Annotated in this window: 16 protein-coding genes; 10 read left to right on the plus strand and 6 right to left on the minus strand. The window is 65.9% G+C overall.

All coding sequences use genetic code 11. The annotated features are described in order from the left end of the window. Window positions 1-35: 35 nt before the first annotated feature. Both GRI99_RS11190 and GRI99_RS11195 read left to right on the plus strand, forming a co-directional pair. Window positions 36-878 (plus strand): hypothetical protein, encoded by an 843-nt coding sequence (locus GRI99_RS11190; RefSeq protein WP_160772123.1) that lies wholly within the window; start codon window positions 36-38, stop codon window positions 876-878. Then, on the plus strand, window positions 875-1705 hold the full coding sequence (locus GRI99_RS11195; protein WP_160772124.1) for a hypothetical protein: 831 nt from the start codon (window positions 875-877) through the stop codon (window positions 1703-1705). The genes GRI99_RS11190 and GRI99_RS11195 overlap by 4 nt, the downstream gene beginning before the upstream one ends. A 54-nt stretch (window positions 1706-1759) precedes the next feature. Here GRI99_RS11195 and gshB read toward each other — a convergent pair whose 3' ends face one another. The 3 genes from gshB to rsmI are packed head-to-tail and all read right to left on the minus strand — an operon-like array spanning window position 1760 to window position 3931. After that, entirely contained in the window at window positions 1760-2713 is a 954-nt protein-coding gene (gshB, locus tag GRI99_RS11200; RefSeq protein ID WP_160772125.1) for a glutathione synthase, read from the minus strand. 10 nt (window positions 2714-2723) lie between these two features. Continuing rightward, a complete protein-coding gene (locus tag GRI99_RS11205; protein ID WP_160772126.1) occupies window positions 2724-3074 on the minus strand; it encodes a YraN family protein in 351 nt (116 codons plus the stop codon). Then, window positions 3071-3931, minus strand: a complete 861-nt coding sequence (rsmI, locus tag GRI99_RS11210) for a 16S rRNA (cytidine(1402)-2'-O)-methyltransferase (RefSeq protein ID WP_160772127.1) — start codon at window positions 3929-3931, stop codon at window positions 3071-3073. Before rsmI ends, GRI99_RS11205 begins: the two co-directional genes overlap by 4 nt. Window positions 3932-3958: 27 nt before the next feature. On the opposite strand from rsmI, the gene GRI99_RS11215 reads away from it, so the two are divergent. From GRI99_RS11215 to GRI99_RS11225, 3 genes are all read left to right on the plus strand, one after another. Then, window positions 3959-5119: a penicillin-binding protein activator gene (locus GRI99_RS11215; RefSeq protein ID WP_160772128.1), complete on the plus strand. Its 1161-nt coding sequence runs from the start codon at window positions 3959-3961 to the stop codon at window positions 5117-5119. A 71-nt stretch (window positions 5120-5190) separates the two neighbouring features. After that, window positions 5191-7194 (plus strand): DNA topoisomerase IV subunit B, encoded by a 2004-nt coding sequence (gene parE / locus GRI99_RS11220; RefSeq protein ID WP_160772129.1) that lies wholly within the window; start codon window positions 5191-5193, stop codon window positions 7192-7194. Further along, complete coding sequence (locus GRI99_RS11225; protein WP_160772130.1) at window positions 7191-8453, plus strand: serine hydrolase; 1263 nt, start codon at window positions 7191-7193, stop codon at window positions 8451-8453. The genes parE and GRI99_RS11225 overlap by 4 nt, the downstream gene beginning before the upstream one ends. Here the strand turns inward: GRI99_RS11225 and GRI99_RS11230 are convergent. Next, entirely contained in the window at window positions 8450-9175 is a 726-nt protein-coding gene (locus tag GRI99_RS11230; RefSeq protein ID WP_160772131.1) for a glutathione S-transferase family protein, read from the minus strand. The two genes, GRI99_RS11225 and GRI99_RS11230, sit on opposite strands and share 4 nt — an antisense overlap. A gap of 113 nt (window positions 9176-9288) precedes the next feature. On the opposite strand from GRI99_RS11230, the gene GRI99_RS11235 reads away from it, so the two are divergent. Then, window positions 9289-10566, plus strand: a complete 1278-nt coding sequence (locus tag GRI99_RS11235) for an MFS transporter (protein WP_160772132.1) — start codon at window positions 9289-9291, stop codon at window positions 10564-10566. Here GRI99_RS11235 and GRI99_RS11240 read toward each other — a convergent pair. Next, window positions 10558-11757, minus strand: a complete 1200-nt coding sequence (locus tag GRI99_RS11240) for an exo-beta-N-acetylmuramidase NamZ family protein (protein ID WP_160772133.1) — start codon at window positions 11755-11757, stop codon at window positions 10558-10560. The genes GRI99_RS11235 and GRI99_RS11240 overlap by 9 nt on opposite strands. Then, window positions 11754-12296, minus strand: a complete 543-nt coding sequence (locus GRI99_RS11245; protein WP_160772134.1) for a DOMON domain-containing protein — start codon at window positions 12294-12296, stop codon at window positions 11754-11756. The genes GRI99_RS11240 and GRI99_RS11245 overlap by 4 nt, the downstream gene beginning before the upstream one ends. Window positions 12297-12342: 46 nt before the next feature. Between GRI99_RS11245 and tyrS the strand changes: the two genes are divergently transcribed. From tyrS to cysK, 4 genes are all read left to right on the plus strand, one after another. Then, entirely contained in the window at window positions 12343-13575 is a 1233-nt protein-coding gene (gene tyrS, locus GRI99_RS11250; protein WP_160772135.1) for a tyrosine--tRNA ligase, read from the plus strand. Between the two features lie 109 nt (window positions 13576-13684). Beyond that, window positions 13685-14023 (plus strand): PilZ domain-containing protein, encoded by a 339-nt coding sequence (locus GRI99_RS11255; RefSeq protein ID WP_160772136.1) that lies wholly within the window; start codon window positions 13685-13687, stop codon window positions 14021-14023. A 79-nt stretch (window positions 14024-14102) separates the two neighbouring features. After that, on the plus strand, window positions 14103-15386 hold the full coding sequence (locus GRI99_RS11260; RefSeq protein WP_160772137.1) for an MFS transporter: 1284 nt from the start codon (window positions 14103-14105) through the stop codon (window positions 15384-15386). Further along, window positions 15383-16303: a cysteine synthase A gene (gene cysK / locus GRI99_RS11265; RefSeq protein WP_160772138.1), complete on the plus strand. Its 921-nt coding sequence runs from the start codon at window positions 15383-15385 to the stop codon at window positions 16301-16303. The genes GRI99_RS11260 and cysK overlap by 4 nt, the downstream gene beginning before the upstream one ends.

Raw genomic sequence — 16303 nt, forward strand, 5'->3', positions numbered from 1 at the left:
CCGGATGGCAGGCAATATCCGGCAAGAGGTGACAGATGAAGTGGGTCAAGGTGGCCGTTCTGGCCCTGATACTGGTGCCGATGGGCGCACGGGCGCAGGCCAACCTTGACGGGGAGTGGAACTGGCTGCCGCACGAGGACGGGCCCGATCCTGCCATCGGCGAATATGACGGATTGCCGATCAACGATGCCGCCCGCTATCGCGCCGCACACTGGAGCGCATCGCTGTGGACCGTGCCGGAGCACCAGTGCATCCCCCACCCGGCGGACTACGGTCCCACCTTCTCCCCGGTGCGCATCTGGCGTGACATCAATCCGCTGACGCAGCAGACGGTCGCCTATCACACCATGATGAACTGGAATAACCCGGTCCGCACCATCTGGATGGACGGGCGCGCCCCTCCGCCAGCCAATGCGCTGCACACGTGGGAGGGCTTTTCCACCGGGCGCTGGGAAGGCGATACGCTGGTGGTCACCACCACCCACCTGAAGCCGGGCTATGTGCGCCGCAATGGCGTGCCGCGCAGCGACCTGGCCGTACTGACCGAGTATTTCATCCGTATGGGCGATGTGCTGACCTGGGTCAGCATAACGCAGGATCCGGTTTACCTGACCGAACCCTTCGTGAAGAGCCGCAACTTCCGGCTGGATCCCGGCTACCAGACCGAGATCTACCCCTGCTCGATCGATGTGGAAATCGAGCGGCCAATGGGTGAGATTCCCCATTACGTCGACGGTAACCCGCAGCTTCACGAGGAGGCTGACGAACGCGGCATCCCGCGGGCCGCCAGCATGGGCGGCGCGGCCACGATGTACCCGCAGTATCGCGAGATCCTGCGCCGCGATGTGGCAGCGCGCAATCGGGAGGCCGGGGAATGAAGCGCCTCGCATGTGCGCTGTTACTAGCGCTGCTACCCGCCCCGCTGTCAGCCCAACCTGCCACTCCGACCCCTATATCCGACGCCCGGGCAAGTGCGCCGTTCGACATCACCGGGCAATGGGTGCCGCTGATAACCGAAGACTGGCGCTGGCGCATGATCACCCCGCCGGTGGGTGACTGGATCGCCGTGCCGCTGACTCCAGCAGGGGTTGCCCGGACGCTGGAATGGGACCTGGCCGCAGATCGCGCTGCAGGCCGCGAGTGCCACGCCTATGGCCCGGGCGGCTTGCTGCGCCTGCCGGTGCGGGTGCGGTTCGACTGGGCTGACGGCAACACGCTGCGGCTGCAGACCGACGAAGGGGAGCAGGTTCGCAGTTTCCACTTCGTGACCGCCGCACCCGGCCCCGATTTGCCAGCCTTGGCCCGACCCGAGCGGGCCGCAGGAGCGCCCACCCTGCAGGGGCGCACCCTCGCCCAGTGGCACGCCTATCCGCAAGCGCGCGGCCTGGGTTTTGGCGCTCGCGAAACTTCCGGCGGGGCGCTGCGTGCCGTCACCACCAACACCACCGGCGGCTATCTGCGGCGTAATGGCGTTCCCTACAGCGCCGATGCCGTGATTACCGAACAGTTCAACCTGCTGCCCATGCCCGATGGCGGAGACCTGCTGGTGCTGACCACGCAGGTGGAAGACCCGGTCTACTTTGCCCGCCCCTTCGTGGTTTCAACCACATTCCGGCGGGAAACCGATCTGTCGCAGTGGACCCCTGCGCCCTGCCACACCGATGATCCGTTGGAGCCGACCATTCCAGGCGGTCGCGGACGCTGATCGGCCGCTGGACTACGTTTTATCCCCAATACCTCAAGTGACTTTGAGTTGAACCTACATCGCTGCGTGACGGCGCTCGAGCGCGTCCCAGATCAGCGCAGCCGTATCGGTGCCGTTGAAGGCGTCGATGGCCACGATGCCTGTGGGGCTGGTGACGTTGATCTCGGTCAGCCATTTCCCCCCGATCACGTCGATGCCCACGAACACCAGCCCGCGCGCCTTAAGGTCAGGCCCCATGGCGGCGCAGATTTCCTCTTCCTGCGGGCTGAGGCCCGCAGCCTCGGCATAGCCGCCACGCGCCAGGTTGCTGCGGAATTCGCCCTCGCCCGGACGGCGGTTGATCGCCCCGGCAAATTCGCCGTCAACCAGCACGATGCGCTTGTCGCCCAGCGAGACTTCCGGAATGAAGGGCTGCACCATGTGCGCCTCGGGCCAGGTCTGGTTGAACACCTCGAACAGGGCGGAAAGGTTGGTGCCATCGGCATCCACCTTGAAGATCGCCTTCCCACCATTGCCGTGCAGCGGCTTCACCACCACCGCGCCGTGCTGTTCGTGGAAGGCGCGCACATCGTCCAGATGGCGCGTCACCAGCGTGGGCGGCATGAACCGGGCATAGTCCAGCACGTACATCTTTTCCGGGGCGTTGATCACTTCGCGCGGATCGTTGGCCACCAGCGTGGTGCCTTTCAGCCGGTCCAGCAGCAGCGCGGCGCTGATATAGCCCAGGTGGAACGGCGGGTCCTGTCGCATCAGGATCACGTCGATATCGGCGGCAAGATCCACCCGCCGTCGCTCGCCCATGGTGAAGTGGTCACCCACCACCCGCTGCACGCTGACGGGCGCGGCCCAGGCTGTGAGGCGTCCGCAGTCATAAGTCAGCGTGGTCACATCGTAATGCCACACCTCATGCCCGCGCGCCTGCGCGGCCAACATCAGGGCAAAGCTGGAATCCCCGGCAATGTTGATCGATTCCAGCGGGTCCATCTGGATGGCGACGCGCAAACCCATTCGTAAACCCCTATGGCTGCCAGGCGTTGGTGATGTGGCGGGGGAACGCGCGCGGCGCAAGCAGGATCACGTCGATCCGCAGGTCCTCGCCGTTCCGGGCATACTTGTGGGCCACCACTTCGGCGGCGGCGGCCACGCGGCGCAGGCGATAAGCGTCGATCGCGGTATCGAGGTCTTCTGCTCGGTTACGCCATTTCACCTCGACGAAGGCCACCAGGTTGCCGCGCCGGGCCACCAGGTCGATCTCGCCCACCGGGGTCTTCACCCGGGCATCAAGGATCGCCCAGCCCTTCAGCCGCAGCCAGGCTGCAGCGCGCGCCTCGCCCTGGCGACCGCGGGTTTCGGCCTGCTGGCGCTTCAAGACTGGCGCAGCTCCAGCGCCCGGGCATAGAGCTCGCGCCGGTCAAGGCCAGTGACTTTAGCCACTTGGGCCGCCGCCTGCGACGGCTTTTCACTGTCGAGCGCGGCAAGCAGCAGGGCATCCACGTCATGCGCACCGGCATCCGCCTCGCACGGCGGGCCGACCAGCAGCACGATCTCGCCCCTGGGCGGATGCGCGGTGTAATGGGCGATCAGGTCTGCCGCCGATCCGGTGCGGCACTCCTCGTGCAGCTTGGTCAGTTCGCGCGCCACCGCCACTTCGCGGCCCGGCAATGCCTCGCCGATGGCGGCCAGCGATTTGGTCAGGCGCGGGGCGGTTTCGAAGAACACCAGCGTGGCGCGCACCGTGGCCAGCTCCGCCAGCGTGGCAAGGCGGGCGGCATCCTTCGGGGGCAGGAAGCCGGCGAACAGGAATCGGTCGCTCGGCAGGCCGGACAGGGCCAGCGCGGTCAGCGGGGCATTGGCCCCCGGAGCTACCGTCACGGGCACGCCCGCAGCCAGCGCATCACGCACCAGGCGATATCCGGGATCGGAGACCAGTGGCATCCCCGCATCGCTCACCAGCGCGACTGGCTGGCTCCGCATGTGCTCGATCAGCCGCGCCCGGTCGGCATCGCTGGCGTGATCATCGTGCCGCAGCAGCCGGTTGGAGAGGCCCAGCAACTGCATCAGCTTGCCGGTCACGCGGGTGTCCTCGCACGCAATTACCGCGCAGCGCGCCAGGATGTCCTTTGCCCGCAAGGTGATATCGCCGAGATTGCCAATCGGGGTGGCCACGATATAGAGGCCGGGAGTGAGGGGTTCGGGTTGAGGCGCACTTGTCACGCCAACCGTCATGAACCAGATCGAGTGGAGGCAGCAAGCATGTTCGGCAATTTGCGGCGGGCGATGGCCCTGGCCCTGTTCACCCTGGCGCTCGCTGCCTGCCGGGTGGTGCCGGATGCCGGCGGGCCTTCCACTGCGCCTACCCCCGTCGCCACGCCGACCGCGCCCGTCAGTGGCCTGCCGCAGGACGAGGGACGCCATCGCGTGGCCCTGCTGGTGCCGCTCAGCGGCTCGAACGCCGAGGTCGGCCAGGCGATCGCCAATGCCACCACGATGGCTTTGCTGGATACCAATGCGGATAACCTTCGCATCACCACCTATGATACCGCTGCCGGGGCTGCCCGCGCGGCAACCCGCGCCGTGGCTGATGGCAACAAGCTGATCCTGGGCCCGCTGGTCCGCGATGATGTGGCAGCGATCATCAGCCAGGCCCGGCCCGCCAATGTGCCGTTGATCACATTCTCCAACGATGCCGGCGTGGCACAGCCCGACGTGTTCGTGATGGGTGCCATTCCCGAGCAGTCGATCGAGCGGACCGTGGCCTTTGCCACCGCCCAGGGTGCCCGCCGCTTCGCTGCGTTGGTGCCGGAAGGCGAATATGGCGAGCGCGCGCTCAGTGCCCTGCGCGCTGCGGCCGGGCGCCACAACGCCACCGTTGTGGCCAGCGAAACCTACAACCGCGGCAATACCTCGATCATCAGCGCCGCGACCCGGCTCGATACGCGCGGCGGGTTCGATACCGTGCTGATCGCCGATGGCGCGCGCCTGGCGGCCATGGCGGCCAGCCAGCTCAAGGAGCCGGGAGAGACCCTGCCCTCGCTGATCGGGCCGGAACTGTGGGCGGGCGAGGCCAGCCTGACTCAGGCCAGCGCGATGCGCGGCGCGTGGTTCTCCACCGTGTCCGATGGCCGTTATCGCCAGTTTGCCACCAGCTATGAAGCGCGCTTCGGTAATGCCCCGCCGCGTATCGCCTCGCTGGGTTATGACGCCGTGTTGCTGACCCTGCGCGTGGCACGCGAGTGGCGACCCGGTACTGCGTTCCCCGGCGGGCGGATGCTGGATGCCGGCGGCTTCCTGGGTGTGGACGGGGCCTTCCGCTTCGCCAGCACCGGCGTGGGCGAGCGGGCCTTCGAGGTGCGCGAAGTGGGCAACGGCACCATCAGCATCGTCGACCCAGCCCCGCGCCAGTTCGGCAACTGAGGGGTCGCTGCGGTAGATAACGGCCGCGCGGCGCTTGAAGCGCCGGATTCCGCCGCGCTATGGTCCCGCGCATGAGTGACGACCTGTTCGACAGCCTGCCCAAGGGTGGCGGCGACTACGATTCCTCCGCGATCGAGGTGCTGGAAGGGCTTGAGCCCGTCCGCCGTCGCCCCGGCATGTATATCGGCGGCACCGATGACCGCGCGCTGCATCACCTTGCGGCCGAAGTGCTCGACAACTCGATGGACGAGGCCGTAGCTGGCCACGCCAACCGCATCGAGGTTCTGCTGGAGGAAGCCCCGGGCAGCGCGGGGAAGCTGACCATCACCGACAACGGTCGCGGTATGCCGGTGGACGAGCACCCGAAGTTCCCCGGTAAAAGTACGCTGGAGGTAATCCTCACCACGCTGCACTCTGGCGGCAAGTTCTCCGGCAAGGCCTATGCCACCAGTGGCGGCCTGCACGGCGTGGGGGTTTCGGTGGTGAACGCGCTGTCCAGCCACGTGCGGGTGGAAGTTGCCCGCAACAAGGAAGTCTACGCGCAGGAATTTTCGCGCGGCACGCCGCAGGGGCCGTTGCAGCGCATCGGTGCCACGCCAAACCGGCGCGGCACCAGCGTCACCTTCATTCCCGACACTGAGATTTTCGGGGATCGCAAGTTCAGCGCCAAGCGGCTGTTCAAACTGGTCCGCTCCAAGGCCTACCTCTTTGCAGGGGTGGAAATTCGCTGGAAGTGCGCGCCTTCACTGGCAACCGATGACGTTCCCGAGGAGGCGGTGTTCCAGTTCCCCGGCGGTCTGGCCGATCATTTGCGTGAGCAGATCGGCACCCGCGAGTGCGTGACGGCGGAGCCGTTCACGGGCCGCCAGGATTTTCCCGCCAACGAAGTCGGTGAGACGCAGGGCCGCGTGGAATGGGCGGTGGCCTGGCCCCTGTGGTCCGATGGCTCGACCAGTTGGTACTGCAACACCGTGCCCACGCCCGATGGTGGCACGCACGAGCAGGGCCTGCGCACCGCCCTCACCCGATCGTTGCGCGGTTTTGGCGAGCTGGTGGGCCAGAAGAAGGCCAAGGACATCACCGCAGACGACGTGATGGGCGGCAGCGAGATCATGCTGAGTGTCTTCATCCGCGACCCCCAATTCCAAAGCCAGACCAAGGACCGTCTGACCAGCCCCGAAGCGGCCACGCTGGTGGAACGAGCGGTGCGCGACCACTTCGACCATTTCCTGGCCGATAACATGGAGCGCGGTCGTGCCCTGCTCGGCTCCGTTATGGAGCGGATGGACGAGCGCCTGAAGCGCAAGGCGGAACGCGAGATCAAGCGCAAGACGGCCACCAACGCCAAGAAGCTGCGCCTGCCCGGCAAGCTGACCGATTGCAGCGGCGAAACCGATGGCGAGACCGAGCTGTTCATCGTGGAAGGTGACAGCGCCGGCGGCAGCGCCAAGCAGGCGCGCGACCGCAAGACCCAGGCGATCCTGCCCATCCGCGGCAAGATCCTCAACGTCGCCAGCGCCACGGCCGACAAGATCCGCGCCAACAGCGAGATTGCCGACCTGTCGCTGGCGCTGGGCTGCGGCACCCGCAAGGACTGTGATCCGGCGCAATTGCGCTATGACCGCGTGGTTATCATGACCGATGCCGACGTGGACGGCGCGCATATCGCCACCCTGCTGATGACGTTCTTCTTCCAGGAAATGCCCGAAATCGTCCGCAACGGGCACCTCTATCTGGCGCAACCGCCGCTCTACCGCCTGACTGCTGGCAAGGAGAGCCGCTATGCCAAGGACGAGGCGCACCGGGCGGAGCTGGAAGCCACCGTGTTCAAGGGCAAGAAGGTTGAAGTCAGCCGGTTCAAGGGCCTGGGCGAGATGAACCCGCAGCAATTGCGCGAAACCACCATGAGCCCGGCCAGCCGCAACCTGATCCGCATTACCCTGCCCACCGAGCACGAACAGCGCTTTGCGGTAAAGGAACTGGTGGACCAGTTGATGGGCCGCGACCCTTCGCAGCGCTTTAACTTCATCCAGAACCGCGCGGGCGAAGTGGACCGCGAGATGATCGACGCATGATCCGCCTGCTGCTCGCCTTCCTTGCACTGCTGGCCATGCCGCTGGCGGCGCGGGCTCAGGACGCAGAAGTGCTGCGGCAGCGGGCCGAGGATGTGGCGGCGGTGATCCGGGGCGAGAAGCCCTATGCCGACGTTTTTGCCCCGGTCTTCGTCAACGCCGTCCCGCAGGGCCAGTTTGAGGCACTGACCGGGCAGTTGCGCGACCAGTTGGGGCCGTTCGAGGGGCTGGCGCAGATTGATGCTGGCGAGGCCCCCGGTGCGGGCACGATCGGCTTGCGGTTCCGGGATGCCATTGCCGGCGGGCCGATCCAGCTTGAAGGCGCCGCACCGTGGCGGGTGGCTGGGCTGCGGCTGAATGCGATCCGGCCGGTGGCGGTGGAAGGCCAGACCGCGCTGGACCTGGTCCGTGACTTGCCGGGGACGTCGTCGATCTATCTCGCGCGCCTCGACGGTTCGCACACCCTGATCGAACACAATGCCGACCGGCAAATGGCCATCGGCTCCACCTTCAAGCTTTATGTGCTGTCTGCGCTGGCACAGGCCGTGGCGCGCGGTGAGCGGCGATGGGACGATGTGGTGCCGCTGACCGAGAGGAGTTTTCCCAGCGGGCAGATGCAGGACTGGCCGCAAGGCACGCCTGTTACCTTGCAAACGCTGGCCACGATGATGGTGGCGATCAGCGACAACACCGCCACCGACCAGCTGATGCATGTTCTGGGCCGCGCGGCGGTGGAGGCGGAAGTCGGCGCATCGGGCCACGCGCAGCCCGAGGCGACTTTGCCCATGATGACCACACGCGAACTATTCCTGCTTAAGCTGGGGCCTGAGGAGCAGCTTGTCCGCTATGCCGGCGGCGATATGGCCACGCGCCGTGCGATCCTGGCCGGACTGGCTGGGCGCGAGCTGGACATGGACCAGATGCAGGCAGTGTTTGCAGACGGGCCGCATCACATCGGCGTTGAATGGTTCGCTTCCGGGCGCGATCTGGCTGCAATCTACCGTCGCATGGCCGATGATCCGGTTGCCGCTGCGATCCTGGCGGTGAACCCGGGCATGGACCGTGCGCAGTTCGGCTCATGGACTTCTGCCGGATACAAGGGCGGCTCCGAACCCGGGGTCCTCAATTTCGCCTGGCTATTGCGCGATCCGGCGGGCGCACCGTGGGTGTTGGCGATGACCTGGAACGACCCGGCTGCCAACGTGTCCGAGGCCCGCCTGATCGCCCTCGCGCAGCAGGTTCTGGCAGAAAACGCGCCCTAGAACTCGCGCGGCACGTTGGCGAACACCCGCTGCACGTTGGCGCGCGCGTTGATCTGCTCGATCCACCGCAACAGGTGCGGCGTGTCCTCCCGGTTCACAAACTCGGCAAAGCCGCGCTCCATCCCGTTGGCGATTGAGAAATTGCAGATGTCCGCGAGGGTGTACATGCCGCCTGCCAGCCATTCGTTGTCGGCCAGGTGGTCATCCAGCTTGCGGACTGAAGAGCCGATCTTGCGCATTTCCTCGTCCAGAAGATCCTGCGGAAAACCTTCGCGGGCGCGGCGCCATTTGACCTGCTGTTCTGCCACCGGGATACGGGCGACCACTTCCTCGAACTCGGCATCGGACAGGTGCTCCACCATTTTGCTGACATGGCGGTGCCAGCCGATCGTGGAGACGCACCAGCAGAAATATTCGTCCACCCACTTGGTCCAGATCCGCATCTGCGCGCGGTCGAAGTGATCGTCGGGGCGCAGTTTCACGGCGGTGGGGTGGGCATCTTCGAGGTATTCGCAGATCACTGTGCTTTCGGTGACGATGCGACCGTCATCATCCAGCGCGGGCACCTGGCCGCGCGGGTTGATGGCCTTGTACCATTCGGAATGGTGCTCGAACGTACGCGGGTTGAGCAGCTTGTGCTCGAACGCCAGCTGCTTCTCGTACAGCGCCAGCATGGGCTTCAAGGAATTGGCCCCGGGGCCGAAGCTGTAGAACTTGAGCATGTGTGTTTCTCTCCCTTGGCCCGAACCTTGGCAATCTGGCGCGGCTTGGCAAGTGTCTTTGCTTGCCGAGCATGACTGAACGCGCCACAGCGCGCTTTGAAGAGGATCAAGGAATGGGTCAGGCAGACACAGTGCCCGATCGCGGCCAGGCCCGCCGCGCCATCGCTGCGGCCACGATCGGCAACGCGCTGGAATTCTATGACTTCATGGTCTTCAGCTTCTTTGCCATCCAGATCGGCGCTGCCTTCTTCCCGTCTGGCGACCCGCTGGCCAGCCTGATGGCATCGCTGGCTGCCTTCGGTGCCGGGTTTGTTACCCGCCCGCTGGGGGCCTGGATGATCGGCGGCTATGCCGACCGGCACGGGCGCAAGCCGGCGCTGGTATTCTCGATGGTGCTTATGGGCCTGGCCATCGGGGTGATCGCCCTGACCCCCTCCTACGCAGCCATCGGCATCGCCGCGCCGGTGATCGTGGTGCTGGCGAGACTGGCACAGGGCTTTGCCGTGGGTGGAGAGGTTGGCCCGGCCACCGCCTATCTGCTGGAGAACGCCAGCGATGCGCGCCGCGGCGTAGTGGTGGGGATGCAGCGCGTCAGCCAGTTGATCGCGGTGACCGCCGGGTCGCTGGTGGGCCTGCTGCTCAGCCTGCTGCTCACCGAGGCCGCCTTTGCCGAATATGGCTGGCGCATCGCCATGCTGCTGGGGGTGGCAATCGTGCCCTTCGCCCTGTGGATGCGCCGCCGCCTTCCCGAAACGCACGACCGTGTGAGCGAGCCGGATGCTGCACTGCCGCTACTGGAACCAGGAGTGTGCCGCATCTACGTGATCGGGCCGGTGCTGATGGCCGCTGGCACGATCTGCGCCTATGTCGGCACCTATCTCGCCACCTTCGGCCAGGCGAGCCTCAGCCTGTCTCCCAGCACGGCGCTGGCGGGTCAACTGGCAGGCAATGCGGCGGCCCTCGCCACATGCCTGGCAAGTGGGTGGATCAGTGACCAGGTGGGCCGCAAGCCGGCGCTACTGGCGATCATCGTGGCGCAGATCGTGCTGATCCCGTTGTCCTTCGCGTGGATGGTGGGTGAGCCTGCGCTAGTGTCATTCATGGTCGGCTCGGTGCTGCTTTCGGCAGCAATCGGCGCTTTTCCAAGCCCGGCCAACACAGCCATCATCGAAAGCCTGCCCAAGGCGCGGCGATCGCGAGGGTTCGCGCTGATCTTCTCGATTCCCGTCAGCCTGTTCGGCGCTACGACGCAATTGATCGTGACTTGGCTGATCGCGGTCACCGGCAGCCAGATGATGGTAGCCTGGGTTCCCGTCGCCGGGCTGGTGCTGGCGCTGGTTGCCACTCTTATGCTGCGCGAGAGTGCTCCACGCAAATTGCGGTCAGTATAGCAGGAGGTCGCGCGTCTCGGCGATCCAGGCTGCCTCGTCCCGCGCTGCTAGAGCATCCAGATCGGCCGGAGTGGCGGCCTCATCGTCCACCCATTCGCGCAAGGCCGGGCCGCCGTTGATCACGTCGATAGCCAGGCGGTCAAACTCGTACTCGTAGGGAAAATCGCGCCAGATCGGGTAATCCGGCTGCAGGTTCCGGATCGCCTTGAAGGCCAGCGCCTGCAAGCGCCAGGGCCGGAACGCATGGTGGTCGTAGAACTTGCCCTCGGCATGGACCATCAGCCCGCTGCACAGTTCCCCTGCGTGCTTGTGGAAGGTGGGCGTGAACCAGCATTCGCGCAGCGCGCAGCCGGCCAGCCAGTAAGGCGCCAGCCGGTGCATTTCGGCCAGCACGGCCTTCGCATACACATCCGGCGCACCGAACAGCACTTCCAGCGCGCGGGTGGTGCCCCGCCCCTCGCTCAAGGTCGCGCCCTCGATCATCACCGTTCCGGCATAGGCGCGGGCCATGTTGAGGGTGGCGGCATTGGGGCTGGGATTGATCCAGATGCGGCTTTCCGGCCAGCCATACCCGGGCGCTGCATCGGGCTGCCAGCCCTCCATCGTCACCACATGATAAGGCAGGCTGAGCCCGAACTGGCGGATGAACCAGTACCCCATCTCGCCCATCGTCAGCCCGTGGCGCATCGGCATGGGGCCAGCGCCGACAAAGCTCTCCTGCCCCGGGAGCAAAATGGTGCCTTCAACCGGGCGACCGGCGGGGTTGGGCCGGTCCAGCACCCACACTTCCTTGCCGTGGCGCGCCGCCTCCTCCAGCAGGTAGAGCAGCGTGGTGACGAAGGTATAGATACGGCAGCCCAGGTCCTGCAGGTCGAACAGGAACACGTCGGCACTTTCGATCATTTGCGGGCTTGGCCGGCGCACCTCGCCATAGAGGCTGAACACGGGAATGCCGTAGACGGGATCCACCTCGTCCGCCGTCTCGACCATGTTGTCCTGCTTGTCGCCCTTCAGGCCGTGCTGCGGGCCGAAGGCACTGGTCACCTTGACACCGGCGGCAATCAGCGCGTCGAGCGAATGGACCAGGTCTGCCGTGACTGAAGCCGGATGGGCCACCAGCGCCACGCGGCGCCCTGTCAGGCGGGCCAGGAGTGCGGGGTCCGCCAGCAGGCGGTCGATACCGAAATTCATGGCGTTTCGGGTGGCGCAAGGTGCGCGGCAAAGCAAGCCGGATGATGGAAATCCGGCTTGTCCGGATCGCCATGTGCCATTGCCCAATAGGACAGGGTGCTGCCGGCTTCCTCGATCACCATGTTCAGCGATAGCGCGGCGGGCAGCGGGGGCAGGTCGGCCAGCGGCAGGGCGACATCGACGATCAGCAGGTTGCGTCCCGGGCGCGGGGTGATGGCCGGATCATGGCTTACAGGATGGTTGCCCGCGCTCTCGCGCCACCCGCGAAAGGCATAAGCCGCCCAGCTTTCCGACGGGCTGAAGTTGAACTCGGTATAACCAGCCGCGCCCTTGGTGTGCATGAACAGCTCGCAGCAGGTGGTACGCCACAGGTTGTCGGCACGGCGACGCCCGGTGAACGGGGGCAGCATCACCTTGCCCGCCCCTTCGACCCGCCAGCGCAGTTGCAGCCAGGGCCCTACCACGCCAAAGCGCGCCTCTACCGCGATTACAGCCAGCGGCGGATTTGCCGGATGCGGCACCAGCAGATGCGTTTGCATGTGCCTCTCCACGTGCTAACCGCCGCCGCGAACGCAAGAGAGAACCATGAGCACTTTCCAGTCCGATCTACTCAACCTGCTCAGCGAGCGGGGCTATGTCCACCAGGTGACCGATGCCGAGGCGCTTGATGCGCTGGCCGGCAAGCAGGTGGTGCCGGGCTATATCGGGTTCGATGCCACTGCGCCAAGCCTGCATGTGGGATCGCTGGTACAGATCATGATGCTTCGCCGCCTGCAGCAGACCGGCCACAAGCCGGTGGTGGTGATGGGCGGCGGCACCACCCGCATCGGTGACCCCACGGGGCGCGACGAAAGCCGCAAGATGCTGACCGACCAGGCGATCGAGGACAATATCGCCGGCATCCGCAAGGTGTTCGAGAAGCTGCTGGTGTTCGGCGATGGCCCGACCGATGCGGTGATGGTCAACAACCACGACTGGCTGGGCAAGCTGGGCTACATCGAGCTGCTGCAGACCGTTGGCACGCACTTCACGATCAACCGGATGCTCACCTTCGATTCGGTGAAGCTGCGGCTTGATCGCGAGCAGCCGATGACCTTCCTGGAGTTCAACTACATGATCCTCCAGGGGTACGACTTCCGCCACCTGAGCCATGACATGGGCGTGCGCCTGCAGATGGGAGGCAGCGACCAGTGGGGCAACATCGTCAACGGCGTGGAGCTGACGCGGCGGATGGACGGGGTGGAGGTGTTCGGCCTCACCACCCCCCTGCTGACCACGGCGGACGGGGCCAAGATGGGCAAGACTGCGGCCGGTGCCGTGTGGCTGAACGAGGAGCAACTCCCCAGCTACGATTTCTGGCAGTACTGGCGCAATGTCGATGACCGGGACGTGGGCAAGTTCCTCAAGCTGTTCACCGACCTGCCCTTGGACGAGATCACCCGCCTGGAAGGGCTTGAAGGCAGCGAAATCAACGCCGCCAAGGTGGTCCTCGCCAACGAGGTAACCCGCCTGGTGCGCGGTGAGGAAGCCGCCCGCACCGCCGAGCAGACCGCTGCCGCCACCTTCGCCGGGGGCGGCCTGGGGGCCGACCTGCCGGTGCTGGAAGTGGGCCGCGATGGCATTGCCGTGTTTGCGGCCCTGGCCGCGCTGGGCTTTGCCGCCTCCAATGGCGAGGCGCGGCGCAAGGTTGGCGAAGGCGCGGTGAAGCTGGATGACGTGGCCGTTTCCGATCCCAGCCAGGTGATCACCGTGGAGCCGGGCGCGGACCGCAAACTGAGCCTTGGCAAGAAGCGTCACGCGGTGCTGCGCGGAGTCTGATTTCTTCACACCTTCGCGTTGCGGAAGCCCTCAGGGTTTACCCTTTATCCAGCTTTTGCTGCCAATACCGGCCTTCAACCGTTCCGCACGTGCAGAAGGACCGCAGAACATGGCCCACGGCGCCCAGCTTTCCGTCACGGACATGCGTCGTTCGACGCGTCACCCGGTGAGCCACAATGTGATCGCCGAACATCGCCAGTCCGGCGACATGAAGCTGCACATCTGCAACCTTTCGGCCCACGGATTCATGGTCGATAACGAGCCGGCGGTGGCGCGCGGTGACCGGCTGATCATCCGCCTGCCTACCGTGGGTCGGATCGAGGCCTACTGCATCTGGAAGACCGAGGATCGCGCCGGCTTCCAGTTCGAGCGGATCATCCGCATGGACGATTTCATGGCCGTGATCCGCGAGCTGCAGCCCAACCCGGCCCTGCGCCGCCGCGGCTGAGCGCCAGGTCCAAGCCAGCTATCACCGCCCATAGCGGGATTTTGTTGCCCTGCGAACGGCGCACTGTCATTCCGCGCCGGTGACTGCCGAACCTTCGCTACCCTCATCGCCGCTGCATCTGCCCGAGTTCCGGCGGCTGTGGGTCGCGCGGTTCCTGTCGGTCTTCTCCACCCTCTCGATGGTGGTGCTGATCGGGTACCAGACTTATGACCTGGCACGTAGCGACTATGGCATGGATCCGGGTCGGGCGGCTTTCATGCTGGGACTGCTGGGTGCCGCCCAGTTCGTGCCGCTCGCCGTCCTTACCCCGCTGGCCGGTGTGGCGGCTGACCGGTTCGACCGGCGCTACGTTGTGGTCTGCGCCAACCTGGTCGACTGCCTGATCGCGCTGGTGATCGGCTTTGCCACCTGGTCCGACGCGCTGACCCTGCCCCTGCTGTTCACCCTGGCCGCGATGCACGGCGCGGCGCGGGTATTCAACGGGCCCGCCTTGTCCGCCATTGCTCCTAATATCGTGCCCGCCCCGCTTCTGCCGCGGGCCATCGCGCTGTCTTCGATGGCCTGGCAGATTGGCACCGTGGCCGGACCCGCCATCAGTGGGTTGATCTTTGGCATCCACGAATCGATGCCCTATTTCATCGCTGCCGGAATGCTGCTGGCGGCCGCAACGCTGATCATCACCATCAGGCCGGTCAAGGCCAGGCACGATGGTGGCCCGGCCCACCCTTTCCGCCAGGTGGTGGAAGGCTTTCGCTTCGTCAGAGGCAACCGATTCCTGCTCGGCTGCATTACGCTCGACCTGTTCGCCGTGCTGCTGGGCGGGGCCACGGCCATGCTGCCGGTATTCGCGCGCGACGTGCTGCACGTGGGCGCGGCGGGCCTGGGCGTGATGCGCGGCGCACCTGCCATCGGCGCTGCGCTGACTGCGGCCTTCCTCTCGTGGCGACCGCTGGAAAACAACGTGGGCGTGAAGATGCTGTGGGCCGTGGTGGCTTTCGGCGTGGCCACGATCGCCTTCGGCCTCTCGCGCAGCTTTGCCCTCAGCCTGCTGTGCTTGGCGGTGCTGGGCGCGGCGGACATGATCTCGGTCTTCATCCGCAGCTCGCTGGTGCAGCTCTATACTCCGGACAACACCCGCGGCCGCGTGTCGGCCATCAGTGGCCTCGCCATTTCCGCCAGCAATGAACTGGGCGAGCTTCAGTCCGGCCTCGTCGCCGCGGTCATCGGCGCAACGGGGGCGGTTGTATTCGGCGGTGTGGGTGCGATATTCGTGACAGCCCTGTGGGCCCTGATATTCCCGGAACTGCGCCGGGCCAGGACTTTCGCCGTGCAATACCAGGATGCAAAGGAACCCGCGCCATGAAGTATGACAACGTCCTGCAGTCCATCGGCAACACCCCGCATATCCGCCTGGGCAAGCTGTTCCCGAACCACGAAGTGTGGGTGAAGAGCGAGCGGGCCAACCCGGGTGGATCGATCAAGGATCGTATCGCCCTTGCCATGGTCGAGGCGGCCGAGGCTTCGGGCGACCTGCAACCGGGCGGCACCATTGTTGAGCCGACCAGTGGCAACACCGGCATTGGCCTGGCCATGGTTGCGGCGGTGAAGGGCTACAAGCTGGTGCTGGTCATGCCCGAGAGCATGAGCATCGAGCGCCGCCGCCTGATGCTGGCCTATGGTGCCAGCTTTGACCTGACCCCGCGCGAGAAGGGCATGAAGGGGGCGCTGGAACGCGCGGCGGAGATCGTCGCCGCCACGCCCGGCGCGTGGATGCCGCAGCAGTTCGAGAACGCCGCGAACGTAGCGATCCACGCGCGCACCACGGCGCAGGAAATCCTGGCCGATTTCGCCGATGCGCCGCCAGCCCTGCTGATCACCGGCGTGGGTACCGGTGGCCACCTGACCGGTTGCGCCGAGGTGCTCAAGCAGCACTGGCCGAACCTGAAGGCCTATGCGGTGGAGCCCGCACTCTCCCCCGTCATCTCCGGCGGCCAGCCAGGCCCGCACCCGATCCAGGGCATTGGCGCGGGCTTCATCCCGGGCAACCTGCACACGCGCGTGATCGACGGGGCAATCCAGGTCGATGCCGAAAAGGCCAAGGAAATGGCCCGCCGTTGTGCCCGCGAAGAAGGCCTGCTGGTAGGTATCAGCTCTGGCGCAACCCTGGCGGCGATTGACGCCAAGCTGGCCGAGCTGCCCGCCGGCACCCGCGTGCTGGGCTTCAACTACGATACGGGTGAACGCTATCTCTCGGTGCCCGAATTCCTGCCGACCGAATGA

Source organism: Alteraurantiacibacter buctensis, from assembly GCF_009827655.1.
GTDB lineage: Bacteria > Pseudomonadota > Alphaproteobacteria > Sphingomonadales > Sphingomonadaceae > Alteraurantiacibacter > Alteraurantiacibacter buctensis.